Source organism: Candidatus Pantoea formicae (assembly GCF_011752625.1).
Taxonomy (GTDB): domain Bacteria; phylum Pseudomonadota; class Gammaproteobacteria; order Enterobacterales; family Enterobacteriaceae; genus Pantoea; species Pantoea formicae.
Genome location: NZ_VWXD01000001.1, coordinates 424,276 through 435,908, shown reverse-complemented (window position 1 = coordinate 435,908; position 11,633 = coordinate 424,276). Strand labels below are relative to the sequence as shown.

The window sequence follows — 11,633 nt, the reverse complement described above, 5'->3', positions numbered from 1 at the left end:
CAATACTCCGCCACAAAAGGCGTGCTTAAATGCCGCCAGGATTAAAACCATCAGACAGGTTGTTCGCTATGCTGCAGTTTTCTAATGGCTTTTTGTTGAGTTTATCGCTGTGCCTGGATATTGGACTCGCCAATATCGCGATGATTACCTTGGCGATGCAACGCGGTTACTTCCACGGCTTCTGGTTAGGGATAGGAACCTGCATTGGCGATCTGATTTACGCCCTGTTAGCGCTGGCGGGCATGGCAGTAGTATTGCAGTTCACCACGGTACGCTGGGTATTGTGGATCGGCGGCGGGATGTTACTGCTGTGGTTTGCGGGTAAAATGCTGTTCGCAGCACTGCGTAGGGATGCTGCTTTACCGCAGGCTGAACAACAGCCCTATCGTTCGCTACTGCGTGAATTTGGCCGTGGCGTGGTGTTGGCGATGTCGTCACCGACCGCCATACTGTGGTTTGCCAGCGTGGGCGGTGCTTTGATCGCCCGCATGGGACACGGCAGCGTCAATGCGACTGCTTCTTTCCTCAGCGGTTTCTTTATTGCGGGTGTGGTCTGGACCTGTGTGCTGTGCCTGGTCGGCAGCATGGGCGGTAAATTGCTCGGCCAACGTCTGCTGAAATACTCCTACCTCGCTTCAGCGCTGATTTTCTGCTATTTCGCGGCATATGTGATGGTGTCAGGCTACCGGGAATTTGTTTTGGGGTAAGGCGATCTGCTGTGCATAGTGATGTGGTGTAGTGCCCATCACTTTGCGAAACGCGTTGATGAAGTGACTCTGATCGTAAAATCCCAGCTGCAATGCCGCGTCCAGTGGATGCACCCGCTGGCGCAACAGTTCCCGAGCGCGATGCAGCCGCAACTGCATGTGATACTGCAACGGCGGCAACCCAGTCAGTTGGGTGAATCTGCGCACCAGATGGTATTTACTGATTCCGGCCAGCTGCGCCAGTACCTCAAGTTGCGGTTTCTCATTAAGATGGTCGCGGAGAAACTGTTTTACCTGATGAATGATCTGCACATCGCCCTGTTGCAGACTGGCGGAGTCATCCAGCAACTCACCGCATAGCCATAACAACTGCTGTTCCAATAGGGTCTCATCGCCCTGTCGTGCCACTGCGTCAAAGCGACAAATGGCCTGGAACAGTCGCGCATCATTGAACACCCCTTCTCGCAGTGCTGGAGCCGCTGTATTACCCAACAGTTGGCTCAGGGTGGATTGCGGAAGATGAATGCTGACAAAGCTCACCGTATCCTGGCTGAACTGAGAAGATTGGATCGCGCTGGGATTATAGATAGTGACCTGTCCAGCAAACGCCTCTTTGACTTTGCCATCCAGCCAAATCTCTTCGCGACCACTGAGATTGGCACAAATCACGTACTCATCATGCAAATGACGTGGAAAGCGGCTACCGCTGGCGTTTACGCGAGAACATTCAATGCCGTTATGGCTAAACCAGTCAGAAGAGGAGAGCGACACGTTCTAACCCGATCAAAAACAGAGGGGGATATAAAAGCATCGCCCCGTGGGAATTACAATGGTATACATGATGGGCGCGCCAAGGCACGCCGCAATTTTTATAATCTTTTAAAGCCCTGCAATACGTTTTAAATCGGCTTCCGCACCAGGTGCAACGGCCAGCACCTGCGCCCCTTTCAGCAGACGCTCGCCTTCGGTATTGAACGGGTGATACCAGCCGCCCGCTTCTTTCACCAGGCAATAACCTGCCAGACAATCCCACGCGTGCATATAAGGCTCGTAGTAACCCACTACACGTCCGGCGGCAACCCATGCCAGCATCAGCGCCCCTGATCCGATCCGGATAAAATTCCCGCCTGCTTCAAGCAGTGACGCCAGAATTTTACCCACCTCTTCGGGGCTGACGTAGCTGTTGGCGCCGAATCCCGTCACATGGTTTTGCAGGGTGCGTGCAGGATCAACCTGTAAACGACGGCCGTTCAAGGTCGCACCTTGGCCGAGCGCGGCCACATAGCACTCCTGATAGGTCGGTGCGTAGATCACCCCAATCACAGGGACGCCATCATGCAGTACCGCGACGGAGACGCACCAGTTTGGCATACCGTTGAGGAAGGGGCTGGTGCCATCAATCGGGTCCACTACCCAGGTATAGCCAGAGGTTCCTTCTTGTAATCCGTACTCTTCACCGAGGAAACCGTCGTCGGCAAACTGTGCACGAATTTGCTGGTCGATCATCTGTTCGACTTCGCGGTCAGCGCGGGACACCACATCCTGCAAATCATGCTTGGTCTCCACCACCAAGGTGTCGCGATGATGGAAGTATTCCAGCGCTTTCTCGCCGCCAGCACGCGCGACTTTCTCCGCCAGAATCAGGCGTGAAAGCAGGGCTTCATTTACCGTGTCACTCATTATCTATCCTTAATTTAACCGGCAATCAGGGCTAAGCCCTGAGGTTTAAAATCAATCGCCACCGCTGAGTTCAGCGGAAGTTGCTGTTCCATTTGTGCATCAACGATGAACAACGAACCCAATTCCGTTGCCACTTCGTATTCAATATGGTCACCAAGCCAAGTGCAGTGCGTCACCTCACCGCGCAAGGCTCCTGCGCCCTCGCCTCGCAAAGTAATAAACTGCGGTCGCACCGATAGTTGTGCCGTACCGGGTCGCACGCCATTACCGCGCACGCGGTAACGTTGACTCCCCAGCCGCACCCACGCATCGCTGCCTTCCAGTTGCTCGACTTCACAAGGTAGGATGTTGGCTTCCCCCATGAAATCAGCGATGAACACCGAGTTCGGAGCGTGATAGAGGCTTTCAGGCGCACCCTGCTGTGCAATATCACCCTCTTTCATGACAATAATTTTATCAGAGACCGCCAAAGCTTCTTCCTGATCGTGGGTCACGTAGACCGCCGTGAAGCCAAGCCGTTGTTGCAGGTCACGAATATCGGTACGGACTCGACGCCGCAGACGCTCATCGAGGTTAGATAACGGCTCATCTAACAGTAACACTTGGGGCTCCAGCACCAGTGCGCGTGCCACGGCAATGCGCTGCTGTTGTCCGCCAGAAAGCTCAGAAGGCAGGCGATTGCCTTGCGTCTCCAGCCCGACCAAATTGAGTCCTTCACGTGCACGGTCCTGCGCCTCACGGTTATTCATGCCGGAAGACTGTAAACCGTACATGATGTTGTCGAGTGCGCTCATGTGGGGAAATAGCGCATAGGATTGGAACACCATCGCCACATCACGTTCATTAGCAGGTAGCTGGGTGACATCTTTGCCGCCAATCAAAATACGCCCGGACGTGGGATGTTCCAGCCCTGCCAGTAAGCGTAGCGTGGTGGTTTTGCCACATCCTGATGGACCGAGCAGCGTCACCAGCGTGCCCGGCTCAACCGTTAACGACAGATTAGGAATCGCATCAAAGCCTGCAAAGCGTTTTGTCACTTGTTCGAACACCACAGAGCCCGCCGTTACACGTGTCATATCGCTCTCTCCTGGGTTAATGAAGTGGAGGATGGGATCGCCGCGACGTCCACTGGACGTGCCACACGACGCAGACGCCGTTCACCTACCAGCCACTGGAATACACCGATAATCAGCAACATCACCACGATCAACACGGTGGAATACGCGATCGCCACACCGTACTCACCGTTTTCTACCAGTCCAACAATGTAGGATGTCGCCATGTTGTATTGCGCACTCACCAGGAAGATGACTGCGCTGATCGAAGTGATGGCGCGTACGAAGGCATAAACCAGCGCCGCGCTAATAGCCGGTTTGAGTAACGGCAGCACCACCTTACGCAGCGTGCGAAAGCTGTTTGCCCCCAACGTGAGTGAGGCCTCATCCAGACTTTTATCCAGCTGACTCATGGCCGCGATACCGCCACGCACGCCGACCGGCATATTGCGGAACACGAAGCAGGCAATCAGGATCAATGCCGTGCCCGTGATCTCCAATGGAGGGAGGTTATAGGCCATGACATAACTCACGCCAATTACCGTACCCGGTATGGCAAAACTCAACATCAGCAAGAATTCAAAGGTCTGACGACCGGCAAACTTCTGCCGCACAATCAGCCAGGCGGTCAGCAGCCCGACAATCGCGGTCAGCGGCGCCGCAATCAGCGCAATCTCCAGCGTAGTCCAGAAGGAGTTCCACGCCACGCCGCTCCAGTGCAAATGCCCATCATTGAAGCTGACACGGAACGCACGGACATAGTGTTCTATCGTCAGCGCATCATTGAGTCCCCACGACTGCACGAATCCTCCCACCGCAATCATGCCGTAGATGACCAGGGTGAAGAGCCCCCATGGAATCACCATGCCGTAGACCCCATAGCGCAGTATTCGTGGCAGCTGCCCGTGCTTTCCGCCATCTCCCTTGCCCGTCACCGTGGCAAAGTTTTTCCCACCCAACCACCAGCGTTGCAGCACGAAGGCCGCCAAGGTGAAACACAGCAAAATCATCGCCAGTACGGCGGCACTACTCGGGTCGTTTTGCGCACCCACTACGGAAAAGAAGATTTCTGTTGAGAGCACACCATGACTGCCCCCCAGAACCATCGGATTGCCAAAGTCCGCCATGCTTTCAATAAAGCTGATGAGAAACGCGTTAGCTAAGCCGGGAGCCATCAGTGGCAATGAGATACGACTAAAGGTGCGCCAGCGATCCGCACGCAAGGTTTGCGAGGCTTCCTCCAAAGACGGACTAACACCTTCCACCACGCCAATGAGCACCAGGAAGGCGATAGGGGTAAAAGAGAGAACCTGCGCAATCCAGATGCCAGTCAAACCGTACAACCAGCGTCCAGGTTCAATACCAAACAACTCAGCCAGATGTTGTGTGACGACACCGGATCGCCCAAACAGCAGGATCAGCGCAAGGCCAATCACAAACGGCGGTGTGATAATCGGCAGGATGGTGAGCATACGCAGGGCTTTTTTGCACGGTAGCGGTGTGCGGGTGGCGGCAAGTGCAAAGGCCAGACCGAGCAGCGTGGAACCGCTAGCAGTCATTAACGCCAACCACAGTGTACGCCAGGCGGTGCCGCATGTGCCGCCCTTGAGACAGGCCAGGCTCCAGATAGAGGGGTCTTGAATATTGCTGATCAAACCATCGGGTTTAAAACTGCCGTCGACATCCTGGACCGAGACCACAAACATGCTCAACACCGGATAGAGTACAAACACGCTCACCAAAGCGGTTAACAGCACCAGTGAGGCCACCACAAAGGCATCACCTTTCAACACGCCTCGTTCCGCCAGCGCAAATGAAAACATCAGCAGAAAAGTGGTGAGCAGCAGCAGCGCACCTGCGCCCATCGCGGGCTGTCCTTGGTCTAGTGCGCCGAAGCGGTTTTCCAGCCACAGCCAACTCCAGCCGCTGTAACCAATCGCATGCCCTTCTATCACCAAGAAAATCACGCCAAGGGCGCTGAACAGCAGCAGCAAGCGACTGCGTGCACCAGACGGCAGTAGTCCGCACGTTGCACACAAGCCCCACAACGTCAGCGCGATAGCCAGCCAGGGATGTGCAGCAAGTTGCCACAAGGCGGGCGCGTTGACGCTATCGCCCCATAAATTAGACAACCAGCCGCCATCAAAGAAACCCGCTTCAAGGCTGTACCACGGCAACAGCAGCACCGCGACAGCGCCCAGCAGTAGCGCAGCCGACAGGCGACGATTATTTGCGTTCATTAAACACCTCGAGTGGGTGATGGTTCTTATCGTGCCGGATTTTTGATTGCGCCATGAATTGCGCCACTACCCCATTGCAGCGGCGCGGTCCATCGCGCTTCCCGTCAGCCTTTACTGCGCGCTGGCGCCAATCTCTTTGTCCCAGCGGCTCAGTAACGCCTTACGCTTGGCGGAATCGCCGTAGGTTTTGAAGTCATAATCGATCAACTTGATGTTCTCGAAGCGCGGGGCATATTCCGAGATTTCAGCATTACGGTTTGACGGTAACTGGAAGGATTTGGCCTCTTTCATGTGCGACTGCGCGGCTGCGCTTAATGCCCAGTCGTACCAGACTTTGGCATTCGCCAGATTGCGCGCACCTTTGACAATCGACATCGAGCCAATTTCATAGCCGGTGCCTTCACAGGGGGCGACGGTTTTAATCGGGAAGCCGTCCACTTCCATCGCCACGGCATCATGCATAAACACAATGCCGACCGTGGTTTCACCGCGCGCGGCGGCTTTGACCGGGGCTGAGCCAGACTTGGTGTATTGCGAAATGTTAGCGTTGAGTTTTTTCAGGTAATCAAAGGCTTTGTCCTCGCCCATGATTTGCACCAGCGTGGCTAAAGTGTTGTAGGCAGTACCTGAGGAGTTAGGGTTGGCGATTTGTATTTCCCCCTTGAAGCCTGGGTCAAGGAGGTCGGCCCAACAAGCAGGCGCTTTAAGTTTTTTATCCGCCAGCAATTTGGTGTTGTAACCCCAGCCCAGCGCACCCGCATAGATTCCCACCGTGCGATAACCGGAGTTTTCTGCCTGTTTCTGAGCCCAATCTTGCTGCTGATCGAGTAGCGGTGATTTGTAGACTTGGGTTAAACCCTCGTCCGCTGCCTGCATATGCGGGTCGCCTGTACCAGCCCACCAGATATCGGTGCGTGGGTTGCGCGCTTCACTACGCAGGCGTGCATAAGCTTCCCCTGCCGACAAGCGCACCATGCTGACTTTAATATCCGGATGCTCCTGGCTAAAGATGCGCGTCATGTGCTCGCACACCACCACATCGGCCGAGCAGACCATATTGAGATTACCCGCTGCTGAAGCAGCGAAAGGTAGAGCAGTGCAACAAACGGATAGCGCAACGGCGATAGAGGTAGCTCGCATGGTGTTCTCCTTGGATAGTAGGGTGGTGCTTCACTGGCACCTGATATTGCACGTGTGTGCAAAGTAGTAATGAACAAGAAATCACCTGTCAAATGGCTTACTGCGCAATTGATAGTCTATGTCACAAAATTGCAACAAATGAGATCTCGAACTGTTTGCACAGCTTTGCAATCTGAGGCAGACTCATTTTTAGCCGCTAAATGGGGAGAAAGGCAGCATGCAAAATGAGAAAGCGATGGTCAGTGCGCAAGATGTTGCCGATCGCGCGGGCGTGTCGCGTTCTGCGGTCTCACGGGCCTTTACGCCAGGCGCCAGCGTGTCTCCCGCGATGCGCACCCGCGTAATGAAAGCTGCCGAGGAGTTGGGTTATCACGTCAATCATCTGGCACGAGGGTTAGTGCGCAACCGCAGCGGTATCGTCTGTTTGGTGGTGTCTGAAATTGCGACCCCCTATCGCGCTAGCCTGGTACGCTGGCTGACTCAGTATCTGCAAGAGGCTGGCAAAATTGCGATGCTGATCAACACCGACCGTTCTGATAACAGCGTGTCAGCCGCTCTGCAGCAGGCGATTAACTTTCGTGCCGATGCCTCCATCATTCTTTCAGGGATGCCGGATCGCACCATCACCCGCCAGTGTTACCAACACGGTCAGCGTATTATTTTGATCAATCGTGATGAGGATTTACCTGGCTCACTCAGCATTCATCTGGATGCGCAACGTGCGGCGGCGACAGCAGTGATGGCATTTCAACGTGCAGGATGTCGGCATCTGGCGTTTGCCAATTCCCTCGCCGGTACACCCAGTCTGATGAAGCGCGAAGCCGCCTTTATCAGTGAGGCCGAACGCGCAGGATTGCAGGTCACGGTGGAGCGATTTGGTACCACCTCTTACGAGAGTGGGCAGATATTAGCGCATCGCCTGCTTACACAGCATCAGCGCCCGGACGCGGTGTTTTGCGTCACCGACTTGGTGGCATGTGGATTTATGGATGAAGCACGACATCGCTTTAGTTTACGCGTGCCAGAGGACATCTGCCTTATCGGTTACGACAACATCGCGCAGGCAGGCTGGTCATCCTACAATCTCACCACTTTTGCGCAGCCGGTTGAGCAGTTTGCCCGTGATGCAGTGAGTTGGTTAATGCAAACCGAAAAAAATGAAACGGGTTTAACCCCGCAAAATGATCAGCAGCATGACAGCCTGATTTATCAAGCTGATGTGGTTTGGCGTGAGTCGGTGCGCGGTGGTTAACCGCGCATCCAGTGGCAGAGATTATCCAGCATTTGCATGCAGCGTTTAATTTGGTCAGCAGCGACAAATTCATTAGGTTTATGTCCCTGCTCCATACTGCCAGGACCACAGATCAACGTGGCGATTCCTGCCTCATCAAACAAACCTCCCTCTGTACCAAAAGCAACAGTGGAGAATTGATCGCAGTCACTCCATTGTGATAGCCAATGTGCGAACTGAGACTGTGGATCGGTGAGTAACCCAGGGTAGCGGCTTAGCGTCGTAAAGCGAATATCGCTCTCTCCTGCCACGCTGCGCATTGCCGGTAACAATTCCTGCTGTGCATAGCGTTGTGCTTCAATCAGTACGCCATCAACATTCACATCCGGTAAATGGCGAATCTCAAAATCGAACTGACAATCCTGCGGCACAATGTTCAGTACAGTGCCCCCATTAATCACACCAATTTGCAAGGTGCTGTACGGCGGGTCAAACCGGGCATCCTCCTGTAATGACAGATGCGCACGGCTTTCACTCAAGTGATTGATCATTTTGGCGGCAAACTCAATAGCATTGACACCATCTGGTGCATACGCCGAATGGCAGGCGCGCCCATGTAACTGACAACGCATCGCCACTTTACCTTTATGCCCATAAACCGGTTGCATCTCGGTTGGCTCACCAATAATACACATCGCAGGTTTATCCGGAGCGGCCCGGAGCCATTCGATCATACTGCGCACACCGAGACATCCCACTTCCTCATCATAAGAGAATGCCAGATGCAATGGCATGCGTAACGGTTCTGCCAGGAAGTGCTCAAGCGAGGCCAGTACGCAAGCCAGAAACCCTTTCATATCTGCACTGCCACGCCCATAGAAGCGGCCCTCGCTTTCGGTAAGAGCGAACGGCGGCACCTGCCAGTCTTGCCCATCAACTGGAACCACATCCGTATGGCCAGAAAGCATCACCCCACCGTCCCCCATCGGCCCGATACGGGCGTAGAGGTTAGCCTTGGTACCCTCGGCATTGATGATACGCACTGCCTCCACACCACGCTGGGCAAGAAAATCCTCAATCCAATTAATCAACGCCAGATTAGATTCTCGGCTGGTGGTATCAAATGCCAACAGCGTCGCCAAGATGTCACGTACAGGATTACTCATCGCCCGGTACGCCGTAGCTGGGCGCTTCACGCGGGTCCAGAGCCCGAGTTATATAGGCCTGCATTTGTGGCTCATAAGCCAGCCAAAGTGTGTTTAAAACAGCGACGGGTTCCTCCTCAGCCCAGTCAACTCGCAGGTCCACTAACGGCCAGGTGTAATCATCCACCACTTTAACCGCGGCTGAATGCACCGGGCCGGCTTCGCCACCCGCGTCAATTCCCGCCTGCAAAGCACCAATTAGACGGCTGGTCAGCTCTCCACTTGACGCTTCAAAGGCCGTTGCCATTGCCGTAATCACCGACGGATCCTTCAGCATGTTACCCGCCGCCACACAATTCTTCCCCTGCGCCACATGATGAATGCCAAGCGTTTTATCACCACTGAATGCGGTGCTATTGCCATTCACATCGATGACCGTCACCTGGCGGTACTCGCTATAACGATCTTCTGCCAGAGCACTTTTCATCGCTTGTTGTGGTGTTAAACCCGATTCCAGCAGTGCAAGAATCTGCTGCCCTAACGCAGGTAACGTAATGTTCTGGCTGGAAACCGCACCGATGCCTGACACCAGCCACGGACAACGAGCTCCTACCGCAATGCTCGAAGAGCTGATGGCAATACCTAGCTGACCACTCTCTGGGCAGCGTGCTGCAATAGAAATCGTCATTATTCCCCCTTAGCATCCCACTCATCTGGAATAACGGCGATCACATCAATCTCCATTAACCACTGTGGCTGTGCCAACGCAGAGACCACTAAACCGGTGGAGATCGGAAAGACACCTTTCAACCATTTTCCGACCTCCTGATACACGGGTTCGCGATAACGTGGGTCAATGATGTAAGTCGTCGTTTTCACCACATGGCTCAGGTCGCTACCCGCTTCCTCCAGTAACTGCTTAAGGTTTTTCATCGCCTGTTCAGCCTGCGCACGAGGATCGCCCAAACCGACCAGGTTACCGTCAAAATCAGTTCCAACTTGGCCGCGCACATAGACAGTGTTACCGGCGCGCACTGCCTGACAAAGATCGTTATCCAGAGACTGGTTAGGGTAGGTCTCTTTGGTGTTAAACATGCGAATACGTTGATGAGTGGGCATAGTGGCTCCGTAAATTAAAGGTCGTCCGAAGTTTGGTACTGCTGATATTGGCGCTGAATGGCGATCTGATCGGCGATAAATTTAGCGTCATGCCACACCCCCCAGATAAAAGTCGATCCGCGACGTGATAACCAAGGTAAGCCGAGAAAATAGACGCCCGGTTCGCTAGAAACTCCACGATGGTGCTGCGGACGCTGCTGTTCGTTGAATGCATTGACTTTCAGCCAGCTGTAATCTGCCACGTATCCGGTCGCCCAGATAATGCTGGTAATCCCCGCCTCAGCGAAATTGAGTGACAATATGGGATCAGTGATGCAAGCCGGGTCAGGCAAGAACTCACGGGCCTGAGGTTCGGGTGGCAAATCGAGGCCATTGCGTTCAATGTAAGCATCAGCGGCATCCAGCAGCGACAGATAATTGGCATCGCCGTTGGCTATGTTAAAAGCAAGGTCGTCACGGAATGACACGCAGTTTTCGCTAAAACTTTGTGTCAACCCAACCAGATTCACACCCTGCTTCGCCAAATGGCGAAAATCTACAGTGTGACCGCCGCGCGCACCGCTCACAGCAATGGTGACGTGTTCTTTACCCGGCTGATTCGCAGCAGCATCCCATAAACCCAGAACACCAAGCCACCAGCAAAAATCTCGGTTGCGATAAGCGCGCGGTGGCCGATCGTGTGCGCCTACGGAGAGCCAAACATCCTTACCTGCACGCTGCAATTCGTCAGCAATCTGTACGCCAGAAGAACCTGCGCCCACTACCAGTACCCCACCTTGTGGAAGTTGCTGAGGATTTTTATAGTCGGCAGAGTGCATCTGCAACAGTGCGCTGTTCTGGGGCGCAATCGGCGGGATCACCGGACGCTGGAACGGCCCAGTCGCAGCCACAATACGCTGCACGTTGAACACGCCTGCAGAGGTTTGCACACGGAATCCAGCATGGCCGACATTGCGCTCTGCGCTCAACACTTCTACACCAGTGCGCACAGGCACCTGATATTTTTCAGCATAGGTGGCGAAGTAATCAGCCACCTGCTCCTTGCCGACAAAGCTGTCAGGCGAGCAACCAGGAAATTCCATGCCAGGGAAACGGTCATGCCAGGCTGGACCGTTAGCAACCAGTGAATCCCAACGGCGGCTGCGCCAAGACTCAGCAATGCGATTTTTTTCCACGACCACATGTGGAATACCAAGGCGCGTCAGGTGTTCGCTCATGGCGACTCCAGCCTGGCCCGCGCCAACTATTAGCGTATCTGTTTCAGTCACTGATGTTGTCATTTCAACGTCCTTCGTCCTGCATTGCGCCAGGACTTC

General features: G+C 54.3%; 11 protein-coding genes. 2 read left to right on the top strand and 9 right to left on the bottom strand.

Going from position 1 to position 11,633, the window contains the following annotated elements; translation table 11 throughout:
• The first annotated feature begins 68 nt into the window (after window positions 1-68).
• Window positions 69-707, top strand: coding sequence for a LysE family translocator (locus F3J38_RS02235; protein ID WP_167134705.1), 639 nt, complete (start codon window positions 69-71; stop codon window positions 705-707).
• Here the strand turns inward: F3J38_RS02235 and F3J38_RS02230 are convergent.
• The 5 genes from F3J38_RS02230 to F3J38_RS02210 all read right to left on the bottom strand — a co-directional run bounded on the left by F3J38_RS02230 (window position 678) and on the right by F3J38_RS02210 (window position 6,822).
• Window positions 678-1,478 carry an AraC family transcriptional regulator gene (locus F3J38_RS02230; RefSeq protein ID WP_167134703.1) on the bottom strand — a complete coding sequence of 267 codons (801 nt, stop codon included), beginning with the start codon at window positions 1,476-1,478 and terminating at the stop codon, window positions 678-680. The genes F3J38_RS02235 and F3J38_RS02230 overlap by 30 nt on opposite strands.
• A gap of 108 nt (window positions 1,479-1,586) precedes the next feature.
• Window positions 1,587-2,387, bottom strand: coding sequence for an inositol monophosphatase family protein (locus F3J38_RS02225; protein ID WP_167134701.1), 801 nt, complete (start codon window positions 2,385-2,387; stop codon window positions 1,587-1,589).
• A gap of 14 nt (window positions 2,388-2,401) precedes the next feature.
• A complete protein-coding gene (locus F3J38_RS02220) occupies window positions 2,402-3,463 on the bottom strand; it encodes an ABC transporter ATP-binding protein (protein ID WP_167134699.1) in 1,062 nt (353 codons plus the stop codon).
• Window positions 3,460-5,682: an ABC transporter permease gene (locus tag F3J38_RS02215; RefSeq protein ID WP_167134697.1), complete on the bottom strand. Its 2,223-nt coding sequence runs from the start codon at window positions 5,680-5,682 to the stop codon at window positions 3,460-3,462. Before F3J38_RS02215 ends, F3J38_RS02220 begins: the two co-directional genes overlap by 4 nt.
• A 111-nt stretch (window positions 5,683-5,793) precedes the next feature.
• Window positions 5,794-6,822, bottom strand: a complete 1,029-nt coding sequence (locus F3J38_RS02210) for an ABC transporter substrate-binding protein (RefSeq protein ID WP_167134696.1) — start codon at window positions 6,820-6,822, stop codon at window positions 5,794-5,796.
• Window positions 6,823-7,039: 217 nt separating this feature from the next.
• Between F3J38_RS02210 and F3J38_RS02205 the strand changes: the two genes are divergently transcribed.
• Window positions 7,040-8,074, top strand: a complete 1,035-nt coding sequence (locus F3J38_RS02205; protein WP_167134694.1) for a LacI family DNA-binding transcriptional regulator — start codon at window positions 7,040-7,042, stop codon at window positions 8,072-8,074.
• On the opposite strand, the gene argE is transcribed toward F3J38_RS02205, so the two are convergent.
• From argE to F3J38_RS02185, 4 genes are read right to left on the bottom strand one after another with little or no spacing between them, the layout of a single operon-like run.
• Complete coding sequence (argE, locus tag F3J38_RS02200) at window positions 8,071-9,219, bottom strand: acetylornithine deacetylase (protein ID WP_167134692.1); 1,149 nt, start codon at window positions 9,217-9,219, stop codon at window positions 8,071-8,073. The two genes, F3J38_RS02205 and argE, sit on opposite strands and share 4 nt — an antisense overlap.
• Window positions 9,212-9,886 carry a DUF1028 domain-containing protein gene (locus F3J38_RS02195; protein WP_167134690.1) on the bottom strand — a complete coding sequence of 225 codons (675 nt, stop codon included), beginning with the start codon at window positions 9,884-9,886 and terminating at the stop codon, window positions 9,212-9,214. Before F3J38_RS02195 ends, argE begins: the two co-directional genes overlap by 8 nt.
• The gene (locus F3J38_RS02190; protein ID WP_167134688.1) at window positions 9,886-10,317 is read right to left on the bottom strand and encodes a RidA family protein; all 432 of its coding nucleotides are present in this window, start codon (window positions 10,315-10,317) and stop codon (window positions 9,886-9,888) included. Before F3J38_RS02190 ends, F3J38_RS02195 begins: the two co-directional genes overlap by 1 nt.
• Window positions 10,318-10,331: 14 nt before the next feature.
• Window positions 10,332-11,597, bottom strand: coding sequence for a flavin-containing monooxygenase (locus F3J38_RS02185; RefSeq protein WP_167134686.1), 1,266 nt, complete (start codon window positions 11,595-11,597; stop codon window positions 10,332-10,334).
• Window positions 11,598-11,633: the final 36 nt, after the last annotated feature.